This is a genomic window from Streptomyces dryopteridis (genome assembly GCF_049606955.1).
In the GTDB taxonomy this organism is placed as follows: Bacteria; Actinomycetota; Actinomycetes; order Streptomycetales; family Streptomycetaceae; genus Streptomyces.
Genome location: NZ_CP187113.1, coordinates 619,361 through 637,472, shown reverse-complemented (window position 1 = coordinate 637,472; position 18,112 = coordinate 619,361). Strand labels below are relative to the sequence as shown.

Annotated in this window: 14 protein-coding genes and 2 tRNA genes; 7 read left to right on the top strand and 9 right to left on the bottom strand. The window is 72.0% G+C overall.

Going from position 1 to position 18,112, the window contains the following annotated elements; genetic code table 11:
- Positions 1-122 precede the first annotated feature (122 nt).
- Together ACN20G_RS02535 and ACN20G_RS02530 are read right to left on the bottom strand one after the other, a co-directional pair.
- Positions 123-1,979 carry an AMP-dependent synthetase/ligase gene (locus ACN20G_RS02535; protein ID WP_424211050.1) on the bottom strand — a complete coding sequence of 619 codons (1,857 nt, stop codon included), beginning with the start codon at positions 1,977-1,979 and terminating at the stop codon, positions 123-125.
- A 227-nt stretch (positions 1,980-2,206) separates the two neighbouring features.
- Positions 2,207-3,094: a LysR substrate-binding domain-containing protein gene (locus ACN20G_RS02530; protein ID WP_424215340.1), complete on the bottom strand. Its 888-nt coding sequence runs from the start codon at positions 3,092-3,094 to the stop codon at positions 2,207-2,209.
- A 227-nt stretch (positions 3,095-3,321) separates the two neighbouring features.
- Between ACN20G_RS02530 and ACN20G_RS02525 the strand changes: the two genes are divergently transcribed.
- Positions 3,322-4,350, top strand: coding sequence for a bile acid:sodium symporter family protein (locus ACN20G_RS02525; RefSeq protein WP_424211049.1), 1,029 nt, complete (start codon positions 3,322-3,324; stop codon positions 4,348-4,350).
- Between the two features lie 69 nt (positions 4,351-4,419).
- Entirely contained in the window at positions 4,420-4,869 is a 450-nt protein-coding gene (locus ACN20G_RS02520; protein ID WP_424211048.1) for a (2Fe-2S) ferredoxin domain-containing protein, read from the top strand.
- Between the two features lie 36 nt (positions 4,870-4,905).
- Here the strand turns inward: ACN20G_RS02520 and fdhD are convergent, their stop codons facing one another.
- A complete protein-coding gene (gene fdhD / locus ACN20G_RS02515) occupies positions 4,906-5,796 on the bottom strand; it encodes a formate dehydrogenase accessory sulfurtransferase FdhD (RefSeq protein ID WP_424211047.1) in 891 nt (296 codons plus the stop codon).
- 214 nt (positions 5,797-6,010) lie between these two features.
- Between fdhD and ACN20G_RS02510 the strand changes: the two genes are divergently transcribed.
- From ACN20G_RS02510 to ACN20G_RS02500, 3 genes are all read left to right on the top strand, one after another.
- The gene (locus tag ACN20G_RS02510; RefSeq protein ID WP_424211046.1) at positions 6,011-6,961 is read left to right on the top strand and encodes a beta-ketoacyl-ACP synthase III; all 951 of its coding nucleotides are present in this window, start codon (positions 6,011-6,013) and stop codon (positions 6,959-6,961) included.
- Between the two features lie 174 nt (positions 6,962-7,135).
- The gene (locus ACN20G_RS02505) at positions 7,136-7,600 is read left to right on the top strand and encodes a hypothetical protein (protein WP_424211045.1); all 465 of its coding nucleotides are present in this window, start codon (positions 7,136-7,138) and stop codon (positions 7,598-7,600) included.
- Positions 7,601-7,684: 84 nt separating this feature from the next.
- A tRNA-Leu gene (locus ACN20G_RS02500) sits at positions 7,685-7,769 on the top strand.
- Positions 7,770-7,964: 195 nt separating this feature from the next.
- Here the strand turns inward: ACN20G_RS02500 and ACN20G_RS02495 are convergent.
- Positions 7,965-9,020: a DUF4365 domain-containing protein gene (locus ACN20G_RS02495; protein WP_424211044.1), complete on the bottom strand. Its 1,056-nt coding sequence runs from the start codon at positions 9,018-9,020 to the stop codon at positions 7,965-7,967.
- Between the two features lie 298 nt (positions 9,021-9,318).
- Between ACN20G_RS02495 and ACN20G_RS02490 the strand changes: the two genes are divergently transcribed.
- Positions 9,319-9,403 (top strand) — tRNA-Leu (locus ACN20G_RS02490).
- 74 nt (positions 9,404-9,477) lie between these two features.
- Here ACN20G_RS02490 and ACN20G_RS02485 read toward each other — a convergent pair.
- Positions 9,478-10,443 (bottom strand): hypothetical protein, encoded by a 966-nt coding sequence (locus ACN20G_RS02485; RefSeq protein WP_424211043.1) that lies wholly within the window; start codon positions 10,441-10,443, stop codon positions 9,478-9,480.
- Positions 10,444-10,702: 259 nt separating this feature from the next.
- Positions 10,703-11,809 (bottom strand): RCC1 domain-containing protein, encoded by a 1,107-nt coding sequence (locus tag ACN20G_RS02480; RefSeq protein ID WP_424211042.1) that lies wholly within the window; start codon positions 11,807-11,809, stop codon positions 10,703-10,705.
- 582 nt (positions 11,810-12,391) lie between these two features.
- Between ACN20G_RS02480 and ACN20G_RS02475 the strand changes: the two genes are divergently transcribed.
- Positions 12,392-14,935 (top strand): ABC transporter permease, encoded by a 2,544-nt coding sequence (locus tag ACN20G_RS02475; RefSeq protein WP_424211041.1) that lies wholly within the window; start codon positions 12,392-12,394, stop codon positions 14,933-14,935.
- 81 nt (positions 14,936-15,016) lie between these two features.
- Here ACN20G_RS02475 and ACN20G_RS02470 read toward each other — a convergent pair whose 3' ends face one another.
- The 3 genes from ACN20G_RS02470 to ACN20G_RS02460 form a co-directional block, all read right to left on the bottom strand.
- On the bottom strand, positions 15,017-15,364 hold the full coding sequence (locus tag ACN20G_RS02470) for an ML domain-containing protein (protein WP_424211040.1): 348 nt from the start codon (positions 15,362-15,364) through the stop codon (positions 15,017-15,019).
- A 61-nt stretch (positions 15,365-15,425) separates the two neighbouring features.
- On the bottom strand, positions 15,426-17,240 hold the full coding sequence (locus ACN20G_RS02465) for a hemopexin repeat-containing protein (RefSeq protein ID WP_424211039.1): 1,815 nt from the start codon (positions 17,238-17,240) through the stop codon (positions 15,426-15,428).
- Positions 17,241-17,523: 283 nt separating this feature from the next.
- A complete protein-coding gene (locus ACN20G_RS02460) occupies positions 17,524-18,096 on the bottom strand; it encodes a dihydrofolate reductase family protein (protein ID WP_424211038.1) in 573 nt (190 codons plus the stop codon).
- Between the last annotated feature and the right edge of the window lie 16 nt (positions 18,097-18,112).

Here is an 18,112-nt window from a genome sequence, read left to right as displayed (position 1 = left end):
AACTCTCCTCCGGTCGGAATTCCCGCATTCTGAGCAGGAACTGACGAACCGTCAAGAACTTCTCACGCGCCGGTCAAGAGCGGGTTCACGCCGGCCCCGCCACGTTTGCCCGCCCGCCGGCGTCACCGCGCGTACAGCTCGGCGATCTCCCGCGCGTACGCCTCCTCGATCGCCCGCCGACGCGGCTTGAGCGAGGGCGTCAACAACCCGCCCTCCTCCGTGAACGGCCGCGCGACCACCCGGAACCGCCGGATCCCCTCCGCCCGCGACACCAGCGCGTTCGCCGCCACCACCGCCCGCCGCACCTCCGCCGTCAACTCCGCCGACAGTGCCGCGTCCCGCGCCGCCTCCGCCGCCGAGACCCGCGACCGCCCCCGCATCGACAACCAGTGCGCCACCGCGTCCGCGTCCAGGGTCACCAACGCCACCACATAGGGACGGTCGTTCCCCGACACCAGACACTGGTGCACCAACGGATGCGCCCGCACCCGCTCCTCCAACACCGCCGGCGCCACGTTCTTCCCGTTCGAGGTCACCAGGATGTCCTTCTTGCGCCCCGTCAGCGTCAGATACCCCTCCTCGTCCAGACTCCCCAGGTCCCCGGTCGCGAACCACCCCTCCCCGCCCGGCCCCACCACCCCCCGCTCCCCGTCCAGGTGCCCCGCGAACACGTGCGGACCCCGCAGCCACACCTCCCCGTCCCCCGCCACGTGCACCGAGGTCCCCGGCACCGGCGGACCCACCGTCCCGTACCGCACCGCGCCCGGCGGATTCGCCGTGGCCGCGCCCGTCGACTCCGTCAGCCCGTACCCCTCGAAGACCGTGATCCCGGCCCCCTCGAAGAACAGCCCCAACCGCCGGGGCATCGCGGAGCCCCCCGACATCGCGGACCGCACCCGCCCGCCCAAGGTCTCCCGCAGCGGCCCGTACACCACCCGCTCGAACACCCGGTGCTCCATCCGCAGCCCCGCCGACGGCCCCGGCCCCACCCCGAACGCCCGCTCCTCCCGCGCCCGCGCGTACCGCACCGCCGTGTCCACCGCCCGATCGAAGGCCGCGCCCCGCCCCCGCGACTCCGCCTCCCGCCGGGCCCCCGCGAACACCTTCTCGAACAGGTGCGGCACCGCCGGCAGGAAGGTCGGCCGCAAGGCCGCCAGAGCCGGCGCCAAGGCCGCCGCCGACGTGTTCGGCGCGTGCCCGAACCGCACCCCGCCCCGCACCGCCGCCACCTGCGCCACCCGCCCGAACACGTGCGCCGCCGGCAGGAACAGCAGGGTCGACGCGGGCTCCCGCCCGCTCCCCCCGAACGCCTCGCCCCACCGCGCCACCAACGTGTCCGCCTCGAACATCAGGTTCGCGTGGGTCAGCACGCACCCGCGCGGCGGACCCGTGGTCCCCGAAGTGTGGATCACCGTCGCCTCGGTCTCCGCCCGCACCGCCTCCCGGTGCCGCCACACCACCGCCGGATCCACCGAGGCCCCCGCCGCCGTCAACTCCGCCACCGCCCCCGGCCGCCGGTCCGCCGGCCCCGGATCGATCTGCCACAGCGCGCGCAACCGGGGCAACCCGTCCACCACCGAGCCCACCGTCATCGCCTGGTCCTCGTCCTCCACCACACAGGCCGAACACCCCGCGTCCGCCAGGATCCACCGGGCCTGCTCGGCCGAGGAGTTCGGGTACAGGGGCACCGGCACCGCCCCGATCGCCCACAGGGCGAAATCGAACAGGGTCCACTCCCAGCGGGTCCGCGCCATCAACCCCACCCGGTCCCCGAACCGCACCTCCCGCGCCAACAACCCGCGTGCCAGGTCCGTCACCTCGTCGGCGAACCCCCGGGCGGTCAGTTCCCGCCACCCGCCCGCCGCCGGCCGCCACAACACCACCCGCTCCGGATCCCGCCGGGCACGCTCGAACACGACGTCCGCCAACCCCCCGACCGGGGGGTGCGGGAGCACGGTGGGCGTGGTGAACTCGCGCACGGTCCCCTCCTCTTCGCGCCGGCGAGGCGCGACGCTACCCCAGCTCGGGCCGCCCGCGCGGCCCCTTCGCCGAAGAGCGCACGACTCGCGCACGCGGCCCCCACGCACCCCGCACGCGAACCCGCAGCCCCCGCCCCGCCGCCGACACCACGAGCCGCCCCACCCGCATCCGCCGGCCGGGGCTTTCCGGTCAGACCCGAGCCCGTCCCTCAGCCCCTACCCGTCCCTCAGCCCCCGCCCGCGCCCCGACTCAACCGGTCCGCGCCCGCGAGGATCGCCTCCGCCAGGGCCTCGGCCGCCGCCGCGCCCTCCCCACGTCCGTCCCCCACCCCGCCCCGCACCAGCGCGAACTCCACCGGCCCCAGCTCCGGCAGGCCCGAGACCCGCACCAGCCCCGGCGGGATCAACCCCCGCGTGTGCGCCATCACCCCCAGCCCGGCCCGCGCCGCCGCCAGCAACCCGTTCAGGCTCGGACTCGTGCACGCGATCCGCCACGCCCGCCCCTCCCGCTCCAACACCTCCAGCGCCCGGGCCCGGGTCAACCCGGGCGGCGGGAACGCGATCAACGGCACCGGCCGCTCCGGATCCACCCGCACCCCCTCCGCCCCGATCCACACCATCCGGTCCCGCCACACCAACCGGCCCCGCTCGTCCCCCGGCCCGCGCCGCTTGGCGAGCACCAGGTCCAGCCGCCCCTCCGCCAGCCGCTCGTGCAGGGTGCCCGACAGCTCCACCGTCAGCTCCAGCTCCACCTCCGGATGCCGCCGCCGAAACCCCTCCAGGATCTCCGGCAACCGGGTCAGCACGAAGTCCTCCGAGGCCCCGAACCGCAGCCGGCCCCGCACCCGCGAACCCGCGAAGAACTCCGCCGCCCGCTCGTGCGCCTGCAGGATCGTCCGCGCGAACCCCAACAGGGCCTCCCCGTCCTCCGTCAGCGCCACCCGATGGGTGTCGCGCGCGAACAACGGCCGCCCCGTCGCCTGCTCCAGCCGGCGCACGTGCTGACTCACGGTGGACTGCCCCACCCCGAGCCGCCCGGCGGCCTGGGTGAAACTCAGCGTCTGCGCGACCGCGAGGAAGGTCCGCAGGTGAACGGGGTCGTACATGGACCCCAGCCAACCACGCCCGGCCCCCGCAGGCCATCACAGAACACGATGACAGTCAGTGCGGTGTGCGGGTTTCCCGATGGCCGACCCCCGGGCGAGGATGGAAGGACGACGAACATCACCCCCTGCGCCCCACACGCACCACGCGTCACACACCCCCCACGCCCCCGCGCGGACCGGCCCCGGCCGTGCCCGCCCCGTCCCCGAAACCGACCCGAAGGCCCGACCCCGTGCCCATGCCGCCCGCCCTCCGCAGACTCCGGCTCCCGCTGGACCCCTACGTCCTCGCCCTCCTCGGCACCGTCGGCCTCGCCGCCCTGTTCCCCGCGAGCGGAACCCCGGCCGACCTCGCCGACGGACTGGCCACCGCCGCCGTCGCCCTGCTCTTCTTCCTCTACGGCGCCCGGCTGTCCACCCGCGAGGCCATGACCGGACTGCGCCACTGGCGGCTCCACCTGACCGTGCTCGCCTGCACCTTCGTGGCCTTCCCACTGCTCGGCCTGGCCGCCCGCGGGCTGGTCCCCACCGTCCTCACCCCCCAGCTCCACGCCGGACTGCTCTTCCTCTGCCTGGTCCCCTCCACCATCCAGTCCTCCATCGCCTTCACCTCCATCGCCCGGGGCAACGTCCCCGCCGCGATCTGCGCCGGCTCCTTCTCCAGCCTCATCGGCATCGTCCTCACCCCCCTCCTCGTCGCCCTCCTCCTCGGCGCCGACACCGGGGGCTTCCAGGCCGACGCCCTGGTCAAGATCGGCCTCCAGCTCCTGCTGCCCTTCCTCCTCGGCCAGCTCTGCCGCTCCCGCGTCGCCCCCTTCCTCACCCGCCACAAGAAGATCCTCGGCTACGTGGACCGGGGCTCGATCCTGCTGATCGTCTACACGGCCTTCAGCGCCGGCATGGTCGCCGGGGTCTGGCACCAGGTCAGCGCCGGCCGCCTGGGCCTGCTCCTGCTCGTCGAGGCCGTACTCCTCGCGATCATGCTCTGCCTCACCTGGTACGGCGCCCGCCGTCTCGGCTTCGACCGCGCCGACTCCATCGCCATCCAGTTCGCCGGCTCCAAGAAGAGCCTCGCCGCCGGCCTCCCGATGGCCGGGGTCCTCTTCGGCTCCCAGGCGGCCCTCGCCATCCTGCCGCTGATGCTCTTCCACCAGATGCAGCTCATGGTCTGCGCCGTCATCGCCCGCCGCCGCGCCGCCGACCCCGTCGAGGACGCGCCCCCGGCCACCGCCCCCACCACCCCGGCGGGAGTCCCCGGCACCGCCTGAGACCCGGTGTGGCGCACCTCTCGTCACCCACCGGCCCGGCTCCGCCCGGTGCCCGGTAGCGTGCGCACCGTGACATGGACACGCCCCAGCGCCCCGCGCCCCTGCACCCTCGTCGTGTGCCGGGGCTGCTGCTGCGGTACCGCGCGCAAACGCCCCGGCACCGACCACGAGGACCAACTCGCCCGGCTCCGCGCCGCCACCACCGCGCCCACCGCCCCCGACGGCGCCCCCACCCCCGCCCTGCGCGTCACCGACTGCCTTGGCCCCTGCGCCGAGGCCAACGTGCTCGTCGTCCAACCCAGCGCCGCCGCCCGCCGGGCCGGCGCCCGCGCCGTCTGGCTCGGCGGGGTCCTCGACACCGACCTCACCGACACCGTCGCCGACTGGGCCCGCGCCGGCGGCCCCGGCGCGGCCCCCCTCCCCGAAGCCCTCGCCGAGCACCGCATCGACCCGCCCGAGACCGAGACCACGAGCGCCCGCGCCCGCACCCGCAAGAACCGGACCCGGGGCCGCCGCTGACGGCGCCGGGTCCGTTCCGCCCCACCGGGCCCGGACTCAGCCCGCCGCGCCCCGCGCGCCCACCCCGGCCGGTGAATCCTCGGGCGACCACAGCAGTCGCTCCTCGCCCGCGTACACGTTCATGTCCTCGCCTCGCAGGAACCCGATCAGCGTCAACCCCGACTCCGCCGCCAGGTCCACCGCCAGAGACGAGGGCGCCGACACCGCCGCCAACACCGGGATCCCCGCCATCACGGCCTTCTGCGCCAGCTCGAACGAGGCCCGGCTGGACACCAGCAGCACCCGCCCCCGCAAGGGCAGCAGCCCGGCCCGCGCGGCCCGCCCGATCACCTTGTCCACCGCGTTGTGCCGCCCCACGTCCTCGGCGACCTCCAACAGCTCCCCCTCGGCCGAACACAGCGCCGCCGCGTGCGCCCCGCCCGTCGCCGAGAACACCTTCTGCACGGCCCGCAGCCGATCCGGCAACCCGGCCAGCACCTCGGGGGAGACCCGCACCGGATCCGCCCCCGGCAGCCCCGGGAACCGGGTCGCCGTCCGCACCGCCGCCAGGCTCGTCTTCCCGCACAACCCGCACGAGGAGCTCACCACGCCGAAGCGCTCGGCCCGCTCCAAGGCCCCCGCCGGCACCGGCACCCCGGGCGCGAGCCGCACGTTCACCACGTTGTACGTGTTCGCCCCGTCCTCGTCCCGGCCCTCGCAGTAGGTCACCGCCCCCACGTCCGCCGCCGACCCCACGATCCCCTCGCTCACCAGGAACCCCACGGCCAACGCGAAATCGTCCCCCGGGGAACGCATGGTCACGGCCAGCGAACGCCCGTCGAGCCGTATCTCCAGCGGCTCCTCCACCGCGAGCGTGTCGCTGCGCGCCCCCACCGGCCGGCCGCCCCGCACCCGCGTGACCCGCCGCCGCTCGGTGACCCGTCCCATCCCGCGATCGCCTCTTCCCGTTCCCGCCGATATCGTGTTCCCTCTCATTCTGCGCGAACCGGAAGCCACCCGGCCGGGGCGGGGCGAGGTCGGCCGGTTCCTCCAAACTCGCGGGGGTATTCCCTGTCGGGTCCCGTGCCCGCGTACCGGCTGGTAGCAGGCAAAGCTGGGTCACCCTGTCGTCCGTAACCGCCGAACAAGGGGGAGAACGCCCGTGACCGGTTCGCGTGTGGTGGCACTGGGGCACTACCAGCCCGCCAGGGTCCTGACCAACGACGACCTCGCCGGCCTCGTCGACACCAATGACGAGTGGATCCGCAGTCGCGTGGGCATCAAGACCCGCCACGTCGCCGGTCCCGAGGAGCCGGTGGACGAACTCGCGGCCCAGGCCGCCGGGAAGGCCCTCGCGGGCGCCGGCCTCGACCCCGACGACATCGACCTCGTCGTCGTCGCCACCTCCACGGCCGTGCACCGCTCCCCGAACACCGCCGCCCGGGTCGCCGCCCGTCTCGGCATGGGCGCCGCCCCCGCCGTCCTCGACCTCAACGTGGTCTGCGCCGGCTTCACCCACGCCCTGGCCACCGTCGACCACGCGATCCGCGCCGGCGCCGCCCGCCGGGCCCTGGTCATCGGCGCGGACCGGATGACGGACATCACCGACTGGACCGACCGCACCACCTGCGTGCTCACCGGCGACGGCGCCGGCGCGGCCGTGGTCGTCGCGAACGAGGGCGAGGCCCCCGCGGGCATCGGCCCGGTGCTGTGGGGCTCCGTCCCCGAGATGGGCCACGCCGTGCGCATCGAGGGCTGCCCGCCGGTCTTCGCCCAGGAGGGCCAGGCCGTCTACCGCTGGACCACCAGCCGGCTGCCCGCCCTGGCCCGGCAGGTCTGCGAGCGCTCGGGCACCAGCCCGGAGGAACTGGACGCGGTGGTGCTGCACCAGGCCAACCTGCGGATCATCGAACCGCTGGCCGCCCGCATCGGCGCCGTGAACGCCGTCGTCGCCCGCGACGTCGTCGACTCCGGCAACACCTCGGCCGCCAGCATCCCGCTCGCCCTGTCCAAGCTGCTCCAGCGCGGCGAGATCCCCTCCGGCGGCAAGGTGCTGCTGTTCGGCTTCGGCGGCAACCTCTCGTACGCGGGCCAGGTCATCACCGCCCCCTGACCCGCACCGCACCTCGAAACCCCCATGCCGCCCCGAGTCCGCCTCGGGGCCGGGTGGGGGTTTCGTACGACCTGAGAGGTACACGGAAAAGGTCCACGAGGTGGACGGAAACGGGGCGGACCGGACGGCAGGATGGATCTTGTCGAAACCACCGCGTTCGGGAGCAAACACCACATGAGCACGAAGTCCGCCGTCCTGATCACCGTCGGCGCCGTCGCCGGCCTCGGCATCGCCGCCGCCATCGCGATCCCGGCCGCCTCCGAGTGGTACGAGAACCGGCACGACGAGAGCTCCACCTACGCCAGCGGCAGCGCGGCGAAGTCGGCCCGCCCCTCCGTGCCGCGCTGGCTGCCCGACACCGCGAGCGACGTCGAGTACGCGATGAAGACCACCGGCGGCGAGCGTCTCCTGAAGGCCAAGCTCGCCGACGCCAAGCTCCCCGAGGGCTGCAAGGCGCTGGAGAAGAACAAGACCGCCGCCAAGCCCGAGATCGAGGCGAAGTGGTTCCCCAAGGGCGCCGAGTCCAAGGCCGCGGCCCGCTGCGAGCGCTACTACGCGTACACGGACGGCACCACCCTGTACGCCTGGCAGACGAATGCCGACTGGCTGGAGGGCAACCGCGCCGGAGAGAACGGCTGACCGGCCAAAACGCTGTCGTGGAGCACCTGCGGGGCCTGGTATGGTTTTCCATGTCGCCGCGGGCAACCGCGAGGGACGCACCCGGTCCGGGTGGCGGAATGGCAGACGCGCTAGCTTGAGGTGCTAGTGCCCTTTATCGGGCGTGGGGGTTCAAGTCCCCCCTCGGACACAACAGCGGTACCGATGAACCCCGAACCCATTTGGGTCCGGGGTTCATTGTGTTGTTCGGGAAACAGGCCGTGCGGCGATGGCAAGGCGAGGACGCGCACGAAGCCTTCGTGAGGTCAGGTCCATCCCGACAGGCCGTGCGTGTTCGGACCACCGCCACCACGTTCCGACCCCTCCTCGCGATGTGGGGTGCGCATTACGGTTCGTGCAGTGTCAGCAACGTCCCGCCCTCCCTCCCGAACCTGTCCACCACCAAGAACGCCCTGCCCAGCTCGTTGAGCGTGAGCTCCAGCCGCCAGAAGTCCACCTCATCGGCGCTATTCGCGTAGGGCCGCAAGCCCTGCGCCAACCTGCTGCCGCGCCACTCTTCGAAGGTCTCACTCACGAAGTGGTCACCTTCCTTGTCGTGGAAGACGCACTCCGTCTCGTACTCGTCGTACTCCGCGTCGTCGTAGGTTTCCTCGTGCACGTGTACGTCCGCCCACGCGAACAGCCCCGGTACCACCTCCGCGTAGCTCGCCAAGCCGAGGAACACGCCCCAGTTCGCCAGCTCCTCGGGCTTCCGGCCGTCCTCGTTGTCCAAGCCCAGTGAGACGGAGCCGCGACCGGACGACTTGTTGACCCATTCCTCGATGTCCACCACCAGGCGCTTGCCGCCGGCCAGCAGCTCCATCCAGGGCTTCGCCAGTTGCAACTGGCGGACACGCAGGACGTACGGGTCGCCCTCGGCAGCCTCGCGGAGCGGGTCCGCCGCGTCGGCGTCCAGTACTTGTGCCTCCGGAACCAACAGCTTCCAGCCGCCCGACGTGGCCTTCAGGAGTGTCCGACCATTCACCAGCTGCCAATGGCAGCGCTGGGTCTCCGGGTGGTACAGCACGACCGCCACCGGCAGCGAGTGGTTGAGCCAGTAGGTCACGTGCTCCGGGTCCGGCCGGAACCACCAGCCCCCAGGCGCCGTCTCCCGGAACCAGCTCATCCCGCTCTTGATCTGTAATGCCAACAGTCGGCCTCGGACGTCCTCGCCGTCGACGACCTCGGCGTGCGCGTCGATGCCGTAGTCCTCGGTGGGCTGTTCGCGGAACAACCAGTCCAGCTCGTCCTCGACGGCCTGCTTGGTATGGGTCACCCCGGCACTGGCGACCTTGGCGGACGGTGTGCGGCGCATCACGGCCCTACCTTCGGCCGGTGCGGGCGTGACGGCCGTTTGTACCGGGAAGTCTTCATCCTCGTCCTCTCTCGTGGTGGTCCTCATCGGTAGTGTCCCGCGAGGCTGTGGGACGCCATGAACGGTGTCCGCGGATTTGTGGCGCGCGCCGGCGGCCGCACCGCGGTCGGCCGACCGGCACGTCACGGGCCCCCGGTTCGCCGAGCGGACGACTGTTCCGCCGAGCGCTTCGCCCTCGGACTGTGTCCCCCTTGTGTGCGAGGTCCTCGCCATCGGCCTGTACGGCCACGTGGACGTCCCGGGCGGGAAAACCCTGGTGAAAGGCGCTCCGAGCTCTTGGTAGAGTTCTCCGTGTCGCCGCGGGCAACCGCGAGGGACGCACCCGGTCCGGGTGGCGGAATGGCAGACGCGCTAGCTTGAGGTGCTAGTGCCCTTTATCGGGCGTGGGGGTTCAAGTCCCCCCTCGGACACACTGGTCATCGGACCAACAGAGCCGGTCAGGAAGACGCGAAGTCGCCCTGACCGGCTTTTGCGTTGTCCGGGCTCAGGCGAAGGCGAGGCCGGTGACGGGGTGGGGGAAGGTGACGGTGGAGACGGGTTCTCCGGTCTGGGTGTCGATGACGATCAGAGTCGTGGGCGTGGTCTGGACGGCGAGGTGTTCGTCGTCGGGGCTGACGGTGACCCGGGCCCCGGGGAAGAGGGACCAGTCCTCGGGGATCGGGAGGGGGATGGACTCGGCGGAGTCGAAGCCCGCGGGGAGGAAGATCCGCCTCAGGGTCGGTGTCGCGGTGATGGCGTAGAGCCACAGTCCGCTGGAGGAGGCGGCCAGGTCGACGGCCGGGTACGCCCAGGTCTCGGTGACCTCGGCGTTCGCGGTGTCGATGACGGCGATGCCCTCGGGGAGGGTGACGTAGGCGGTGTCGCCGGTGAGGGAGACCGCGGCCCGGCCGCCTTGGGCGCCGAGTTCGACGCTGGTGAACTGCGCGCCGCTCTTGAGTTGGAGGAGGCGGGCGCGGGTGCTGTCGTGGAGGGTGACGCAGGCGAGGTGACCGCCGGGCGCGAGGGCGAGGTGCCGGCCGAGGCCGTCGAGGCTCCGCGTCCGCGCGTAGACCAGGTCCGGCAGCGTGTACTGAAGGAGCGCGCCGGCGAGGGCGGGGCGGCCGGGGTTCTCGCGGAAGGGGGGCATGGGCGGGGAGTAGGTGAAGGCGACGAGGTTGGCGTCGTCCTGGTCGTCGGTGGCGAACCCGGCGAGCACGGAGGAGAGCCCGTCGTCGACCTTGCCGATCTCCTCGACGTGGAGAAGGGCCGGCCGGGGCCCGCTGACGTCGAGCACGTGGAACGTCGGGCCGGCGGCGCAGAAGAGCCGGGAGGTCTTGGCGTGTGACGCGATCGCGGTGATGTCGTCGGCGTACATCCCGTCGAGATCGGGGAGGCGCGCGGCATGACCGCCGGCCACGTCCACCGACCAGAGGAAGTCGTCACGAAGCGTCACGTACAGCCGCGAGGCCATGGGAGGTTCTCCGCTCTGCCGAGAAGAAGAACACCGGTCGCGTGGTGCGCCCGGGCCCTTCCGGCCTTGCGACCCTAAGATCGTTTCGGCACCGCCACCAGAGCCCGTATCCGGCCACGACCCGCCCCCGCCCCCGGGCCCGACGCCGCCCGGCAGCGGTCGGCGACCGGGAGGCGGCAGCGGAAGCCCGTGACCGGGTGTGACTCCGCCCCGGCGCGGTGCCGGGGCGGGCGTGGGGACGTGTTCTCCGCCCTGCCTGCTAGTTGGCCAGGCTGAAGTCGCCGCCCACGGATGCGGCGATCTTGTCGACGCCGGTCAGCGCGGTCAGCGTCGTCACCGGGGAATCGCTGTCGGTGGTGGTGCCGTTGCCGAGTTGGCCAGAGGCGTTGGCGCCCCAGGAACGGACCGTGTTGTCGCCGAGGAGGGTGACGGTGTGTTCGCGGCCGGCGGCGATCAGACGGACACCGGTGAGGCCGGGGACCCGGACCGGGCCGGCGCGGTGCTCGGTGGTGCCGTCGCCCAGCTGGCCGGACTCGTTGCGCCCCCAGGCGTGGAGGGTGTTGTCCGGGCCGGTCACGGCCAGGCTGTGGCCGGCGCCGGCGGCGATCCGGGTGACCTCGCCGCTCCAGGTGTCCTGGGTCTTGACCGGCGTGAAGCGGGAGACGGTGCTGTTGTCGCCGAGTTGGCCGTTGGCGTTGTGGCCCCAGGCCATCAGCACGCCGCCGTTCCCGGCCGGGCCCACCAGGGCCAGGTTGTGGTGGCCGCCGGCGGCGATCAGACTCACCCCGGTCAGGCCGCCCACCTGGGACGGCACGTTCCTGGTCGTGGAGGACCCGTCGCCGAGCTGCCCGTTGGTGTTGTGTCCCCAGGCCCAGACGGTGCCGTCCTCGCGCAGCGCCAGGCTGTGGCTCAGGCCGGCCGCGATCGCGATCACCCCGGTCAGGCCCTCGACCCGGAGCGGCACGCTGCTGTCGGCGTTGGTGCCGTTGCCGAGCTGCCCGTGATCGTTGCGCCCCCAGGCCACCACGCTCTTGTCGGCGAGGAGGGCCAGGGAGTGGGCGCCGCCCGCGGCGATGTCGGTGGCGTCGGACAGGTTCACGACCTGGCCCGGGGCGTTGTGGCCGAACACGCTGCCGTCACCAAGTTGTCCCGCGTTGTTGGAACCCCAGGACTGCACGGTGCGGTCGGTCAGCAGGGCCAGGCCGTGCCCGTTCCGCGATCCCATCCCGCCCGCGTCGATCTTCACCACCTCGGCGCTGGTGAGCCCGAGCACCGTCGTCGCCGTGGTGCGGAAGTCGGTCCAGGTGCCGTCCCCCAGCTGCCCGGCCTGGTTGTTGCCCCAGGACTTCAACCGCTTCTCCTGCATCTGACGTCTCCCCTGCCTGTGTCGAATGATCTGCCCTGACCCTTCGGGCGCCACCGTATGTGACTGATCCACTCCATTGCGCAGTCATTCGGGTATTGGCCGGTTCGCGACCTGGCCGGCCGACCGCGCGGGTGCGTTCCGCGGTGGCGAGGGGTTGGGGGTCCTTGGGCATCGGGGTGCTACCCGCGGTTGAGGGCGGAGGTCCCGGGGAGGCGACGAGAGGGGTAGCGCGCTCCATCTTTCGGCCTGATCCTTTCGGCTGGCCGCGCGTCCAGGATGGTGAGTGTGCCCTTCTCGTGGCACGGCCCCGGTTCGGATCCGCCGCGGGGCGACACCCGTGCCGCCTTCACAGGAGACCCCTTCATGGCCATGTCCCGTCCTGCCTCACCTCCCGCGCCGCCGGCGCCGTCCCGGGCGGTCGCCGCGCGCGCCGTGAACGACTCGGAGGTGTACGGCCGGGGCGACCGGACACCTTCTCCTCCGGCTCCGTACGGACCCACCGTCGACGCCGACGGACGCACGAGCCGGCCCACGCAGGGCAGCCCCGCGACAACGTTTCCCACCCCCTGAAGAAAGACCCTCATGTTCCGTACCGCCCTGCGCAACGTGCTCGCGCACAAGGCACGCCTGTTGATGACCCTCCTCGCGGTCACCCTCGGCGTCGCCTTCGTCTCCGGCACCCTCACCTACACCGACACCATCTCCAAGGCCAAGGCCGGCCGCTACGAGGAGGCGTACCGCGCGCTCGCCGTCGTCGTCACCCACGACGGCCCCGAGGCCATGTACACCGGCAAGAAGGCCGCCCCCGGCATCGACCGGAAGACCGTGGACGCGATCGCGGCGCTGCCGGGCGTGGACCGGGTCGCGCCCCGCGTCTTCGGTTTCGCCGCCGTCGGCGACCGTGACGGGAAGCTGATCGGCGAGAACGACCACCGGGGTTCGAACTTCGCCCCCGGCCCCGACGGCAAGGACCCCGCCCACACCTTCACCGCCGGCGCCGCCCCCACGGGCCCCGGCCAGGTCGCCCTCGACAAGGACACCGCCGCCCAGGGCGCTTACAAGCCGGGCGACACGGTGCGGGTCGCGGGCAACGGGCCCGTCACGGAGGCCACCGTCTCCGGCGTGTTCACCACCACCGACCCCAAGGTCCACGACGGCGGCTCGCTGATCCTCTTCGACACCGCCACCGCCCAACAGCGCCACCTGGAGCCCGGCTTCCACGCCGAGGTCTCCGTGACCGCGAAGGCCGGCACGGACCCGCGGAAGCTCCTCGCGGCGATCAAGCCCCTGCTCGACAAGGACACCAAGGCCGAGACCGGCTCCGTCCTCGCCGGCAAGCACGTCGCGGCGGCCGAGAAGGAGATGGCCAACCTCAACCAGATGCTGCTGGCCTTCGCCGGGATCGCCCTGTTCGTCGGCGTGTTCCTGATCCACAACACCTTCACCATGCTCGTCACCCAGCGCACCCGCGAACTCGCCCTGCTGCGCGCCGTCGGCGCCACCCGGGGCCAGGTCAAGCGCGCGGTCCTGGCCGAGGCCGGCGTGGTCGGTGTGATCGGCTCCGCGATCGGCCTCGTCTCGGGCATCGGCCTCGCCGCCGGCCTGGACTCCGCGATGGCCGCCGTGGGCGTGAAGATCCCCCGCGGTGAGCTCGTGGTGGCCCCCTCCACCGTGATCGCCGCCGTCGTCATCGGCCTGATCGTCACCCTGATCGCCGCCTGGCTGCCCGCGCGACAGACCGCCAAGATCCCGCCGGTCGCCGCCCTCGGCAGCGCCCACCTGCCCGCCACCGCCAAGTCCCTGGTGCTCCGCACCGCGCTCGGCGGCAGCCTCGCGCTGCTCGGACTCGGCGTCTGCGGGGCGGGAGTCGCGGTCGGTGAGGACAACGGCCGCTTCGTCATCGCGGCGGGGGCCTTCTTCCTCCTCATCGGCCTGATCGTGGCCCTCCCGGCGCTCGCCCGCCCCCTGCTCGCCGTGGTCCGCCGACCGCTGGAACGTCTCTTCGGCACGGCGGGCAAGCTCTCCGCCCTCAACGCGGCCCGCAACCCCCGCCGCACCTCCGCCACCGCCGCCTCCCTCGCCGTCGGCCTCACCATGGTCTCCACCCTGTCGATCCTCGGCGTCGCCCTCGGCACCGCGATCGGCAAGATGAGCACCGACAACGTCAAGGCCGACTACCGGGTCACCATGGCCGGCCGACTCAACGCCCTGGACCCGTCCGTGCTCACCGCACTGGCCAAGGCCCCCGGCATCACGACCGTCTCGCCCAAGAGCAGCGGGTCCTTCCGCATCGGCGACAAGGGCCAGGTGACCGAGACCGTCGACCCCGACACCATCGGCGACGTGACGACCGTGGACATGGTGCACGGCGACCTGAAGGACTTCGGCGGGGACAAGGTCCTCGTCACCGAGGCCGCTGCCGCGAGCAACGACCTCACCGTCGGCTCCACCTTCGAGGCCACCTTCGCCGGTGACGCCAAGGCCACACTGACCGTCGCCGGGATCCACCGCGACCCGCGCCCCTACGTCCACTTCATGCTCGACCTCCGCACCTACGCCGCGCACAGCGGTGACACGGGCGTCAGCGAGATCCTCGTGAAGACCGAGGGCGGCGCGTCCAAGGCCGCCGAGAAGAGCATCCTGGACGCGCTCGGCAACAGCCCCGCCATGAAGGTCGCGACCAAGGAACAGATGCGCGCGGAGATGGCCGGCAGCCTCGACACGATGCTGAACGTCATGTACGGGCTCATGGGCATGGCGCTGGTCATCTCCGTCCTCGGCATCGTCAACACCCTCGCCATGTCGGTGTACGAACGGACCCAGGAGATCGGCATGCTCCGCGCCATCGGCCTCGACCGGCCCCGCGTGCGGAACATGATCCGCCTGGAGGCCGTGGTCATCTCCCTCTTCGGCGCCGTCCTCGGCACCGGCATCGGCGCGTTCCTCGCCTGGGCCGTCGGCACCACCTTCGCCGACGGCATGTACGGCCACTACGCCTACCTCTTCCCCGTCGGCCGCCTCGCCCTCTTCCTCCTCGGCGCCGCCGCCGTCGGCGTCCTGGCCGCCGCCTGGCCCGCCCGCAACGCCGCCGAGCTCGACATGCTCACGGCCATCAAAACCGAATAGGCCCCGCGCCGGATCCGGGCCGACGGGGGAACGGGAAACGAATCCCCCTGCCGGCCCGGCGGTGGCCCGGCCGACCAGGTCTCAGAGTCGGAGGTCGGCGTACAGGGCGGCGAGTTCGGAGCCGTTGTCGTCCAGCACGGTGACGTGGGCCGTGTAGGAGCCGCTGGGCGCGTCCTCGGGCAGGTGGATGACCTGCTGTGCGGTGAACGGGCCGGTTCCGGTGTGGCCGAGCGGGACGGACTCGGCGAGCACGGTCACGATCCCGTACTTCATCTTGGTGTTCAGCGTGCCGCTGGTGATGGCGCGCTTGAGGGTGCCGGTCACGGTCAGAGTCAGGTCCTTGCCCTTGACGGGGGTCTCGGGGGCGAAGGTGAGGTCGCTGACGGCGAGGTCGGGGTCGCCTGAGCCCTCGGTGTTCCAGGTGGGCATGTGGTGCTCCGATGCGGAGAGTTGGAAGGCTCTTCGGGGTCGCGGGGTCGCGGGGTCGGGGTCAGATCTTGTGCTTCATGTAGGCGGGCCCGGTGAACAGGTACACCTCGGTGCTGCTGTGGGGGACGGCGCAGGCGGCGTCGACACCCAGGGTGAAGGCGGTGCCGTTGGTGTCCGACCAGTTGTCGGCGATGGTCTTCACGGGGCCCACGGGGTGGTTGTCGACGGCGTTGTACCGCACGTAGTAGGAGCCCTGGAAGAGGTAGACATCGGTGGGGTGGCCGGGGACCGGGCACGCCGCGCTGAGGCCGAAGAGGTAGGTGAGCTCGTTCAGGCCTGGCCATGCGGAGGAGAGGGAGTCGGGTCCGAAGGCGATCTTCTCTCTCTTGACGTTGTAGCGGACGTACTGGGTGCCGCTGAACAGGTAGAGGTCGGAGGCGCTGCCCGGCACGGTGTAGGCGGCGCCGATGCGGCCGGTGAAGTCGGTGCCCTGAAGGCCCGGCCATCCGGCGGCGATCGGCCGGGGGCCGGAGACGATCTTCTCGTCGGCGGTGTTGTAGCGGAGGTAGCGGTCGCCCTTGAACAGGTACACGTCGTCGGGGCTGCCCGGCACGTTGCAGGCGGCGTCCAGATCGGCGACGAAGTCGGTGCCCCGCAGGCCCGGCCAGTTGGGCTCGACGGGCCGGCCGCCGTCGAAGACGGGGATGCTGTCCCCGGTCTTCTGGGTGGTGAGGGAGAAGTGGCCCATGCCGCTGGAGGTGGCGTCGAAGTCGACGGTCATCTTCCCGTTCCAGCTGTACTCCAGGAGGCTGAGGTCGCCCAGGCTCAGGGCGATGCCGCGGGAGAGGACCAGGTCGTCCTTGTTGCGCAGGTGCTCCCAGATCTCGGCCAGGAAGGAGAGCCCCTCGTAGATCGCCCCGTAGAGGTCGGTGCCCGGGAACAGGCCGGCGAAGTCCGCCGACAGCTGCATCGTGTCGACGATCTGGTTGAGGGCCTTGCCCAACTCGGTGTACCACTCGGCACCCGAGTCGTCGGCCTCCCAGAGGGTGATGAGGAACGACAGACAGCCGTTCTCCTCGTTCAGCGTGGCGTCGAAGAACGCCATGCTGCCGGTCTCCTGGTCGCCGTGAATGGGGTAGACGTGACCGGATTTGACCGAACCGGTCTCGCGGGTTCGGGTGGTGTGGTGGTAGCCGTGGGCGTTGGAGGCGGCCGTCCAGTAGATCTCGTCCTTGCCGCCGCCCTGGTCACCGACCGCCTCGATGCACTCGAACTCCACCCACTCCATGCGCGTCCGGTAGGACCCGGTCGGCCGGACACCGAAGGTGGTCCGCGACGCCTCCTCGGGAGTGGTGTCCGGGCCCGAGAAGCCGGTGACGCCGAACCCGTACTCGGCCAGCGCGGCGGTGAACTCCGGCGGATCGACGACCTTCCCGGACACCAGCGCCGACACGTCCTGAATCGACACGTTGGGCTGCGCGAGGATCACCGGCAGCAGCTCGCCCAGGGCCTTGTGGTACTCGGGCAGGTCGAAGCCCTGGTCCAGCGGACGGGACGCGAGGACCTCCGGGAGGGAGGGGATCGCACCCTTGGCGCGCTCCTCGCGGTAGACGCGACCCATCGCGGCCACGTGCTCCACACCCAGCACGTCCTGCAGCGGTGCGAGGATCGATTTCTCCCACGCGGTGAGCTCCAAGCCCTGCTCGGCCCGGGCGGCGGCATGCGCCCACACCCCCGACAGGAGCCTGACGGGCGGGGTCTTCCGCCGCCGGCCCGCACCCGCCGTCCCGACGGCGGAGTCGGCGCCCGTCCACCCGGCCCGCCAGCGCTCCAGCCACTGCCCGCTCGCCGCGCCGACGTCGAACTTCCCGCTCATCCGGACTCTCCCTCGCAACTCGCCACGCGCGAACCGACCGACCCCACGGGCCCGTCTGAGCCGGGAGCCTAGAGCGCGTCCGACCCTCGACGATCATGTGCTCTCAGTAATGGCGCGATTACCTTGGGTGGATGCCGGATTTCGTTCACGCCCGAGTCGATCATCGGTTGTTCGCCACCGAAGGCCGGAGTTCAGGAGGCGTCGGTTGGCCACGGCCGCGGTACGGCGCGCAGGGCCCCGACTTCCGGGAGTCGCGGTCCTTCGGCGTCCGAGGACCCGGGGGTCAGCGGAGCACGTCGAGGACGTTTTTCTGGAGGCCGTTGGCGTAGGTCTCGGATTCCACCAGGCGGAGCTTTTGGACCTCCTTGTCCGTCGTGCTGAACAGGCGCTTGCCGGCGCCGAGGAGGAGCGGGAAGACCAGCAGGTGGTAGCGGTCGATCAGGCCCGCGTCCGAGAGGGCGTGGTTCAGGGTCGCGCTGCCGTGCACGATGATCGGGCCGCCCTCCGTCTCCTTCAGGGTCGCGACCTCCGCCACCGAGCGCAGGATCGTGGTCTCGCCCCAGTTCGTCACCAGGTCGCCCTCGGAGAGGGTCGTCGACACCACGTACTTCGGCATCCCCTTGTACTCGGCGAAGTCCGCCATGTCCGGCCACACCGGCGCGAATGCCTCGTAGCTGGTGCGGCCCAGCAGCATCGCCGCCGCCTCGCCCTGTTCGCGGCCCTTGATCTCGAACGCCTCGGGCAGGAACTCGGTGTGCTTGAAGGTCCAGCCCGAGTTCCGGTACCCGGGCTCGCCGCCGGGGGCCTCCACGACCCCGTCGAGGGAGATGAAGGCGGTGCTGATGAGAGTGCGCATGTCGGGAAGTCCTCGG

Bases quoted from the DNA above. Each gene is read 5' to 3' on its own strand.
- ACN20G_RS02525 (WP_424211049.1), top strand. From the start codon at position 3,322: ATGCCGCCCGCCCTCCGCAGACTCCGGCTCCCGCTGGACCCCTACGTC.
- fdhD (WP_424211047.1), bottom strand. From the start codon at position 5,796: ATGGGACGGGTCACCGAGCGGCGGCGGGTCACGCGGGTGCGGGGCGGC.
- ACN20G_RS02505 (WP_424211045.1), top strand. From the start codon at position 7,136: ATGAGCACGAAGTCCGCCGTCCTGATCACCGTCGGCGCCGTCGCCGGC.
- ACN20G_RS02495 (WP_424211044.1), bottom strand. From the start codon at position 9,020: ATGAGGACCACCACGAGAGAGGACGAGGATGAAGACTTCCCGGTACAA.
- ACN20G_RS02485 (WP_424211043.1), bottom strand. From the start codon at position 10,443: ATGGCCTCGCGGCTGTACGTGACGCTTCGTGACGACTTCCTCTGGTCG.
- ACN20G_RS02480 (WP_424211042.1), bottom strand. From the start codon at position 11,809: ATGCAGGAGAAGCGGTTGAAGTCCTGGGGCAACAACCAGGCCGGGCAG.
- ACN20G_RS02475 (WP_424211041.1), top strand. From the start codon at position 12,392: ATGTTCCGTACCGCCCTGCGCAACGTGCTCGCGCACAAGGCACGCCTG.
- ACN20G_RS02470 (WP_424211040.1), bottom strand. From the start codon at position 15,364: ATGCCCACCTGGAACACCGAGGGCTCAGGCGACCCCGACCTCGCCGTC.
- ACN20G_RS02465 (WP_424211039.1), bottom strand. From the start codon at position 17,240: ATGAGCGGGAAGTTCGACGTCGGCGCGGCGAGCGGGCAGTGGCTGGAG.
- ACN20G_RS02460 (WP_424211038.1), bottom strand. From the start codon at position 18,096: ATGCGCACTCTCATCAGCACCGCCTTCATCTCCCTCGACGGGGTCGTG.